The following is a 411-nucleotide window of genomic DNA, read 5'->3' as shown; positions in this document are numbered from 1 at the left end:
CAGCGGCAGGGCTGATACCGATACCGGCAGGCTCAGAATTTGTACGCCCGCTACGCTGAGGCTAACCGTCAGTGTGGTGGCCGTCGTGCTCAGTCCGCCGATGGATACGACACCGTTCGATCCCAGAGCACCGACCGTTACACCGGCCGGACCGGTAATGCCAACACTAACCAGCGGATCATTCAGCAGGAAGTTGGTTGGCAGCAAGGTCAGCGATGTGGCCTGACCTACGCAGGCCAGTGCGCCCTGTACCACGTTCAGCACCGGATTAAGAACCGACAGGCTCAGGATCTGTGTCGGGCTGATACAGCCGCCATTGTTACAGATCAGGCTAAGGCTTTGTACGCCCGGAGTGGCAGTGTTTACCGGGATGATGCCAGTCAAGGCCGTCAGGTTGGTGAGCGGCGCCAG

General features: G+C 59.9%; 1 protein-coding gene. It reads right to left on the bottom strand.

Going from position 1 to position 411, the window contains the following annotated elements:
- Window positions 1-411, bottom strand: a 411-nt coding sequence (locus tag BLX24_RS33270) for a hypothetical protein (RefSeq protein ID WP_177226018.1), incomplete at both ends; no start/stop codon positions are given.

The organism is Arsenicibacter rosenii (assembly GCF_001870735.1).
In the GTDB taxonomy this organism is placed as follows: domain Bacteria; phylum Bacteroidota; class Bacteroidia; order Cytophagales; family Spirosomataceae; genus Arsenicibacter; species Arsenicibacter rosenii.
The sequence above is the reverse complement of the archived record's forward strand: the minus strand, read 5'-3'. Positions and strand labels throughout refer to the sequence as shown.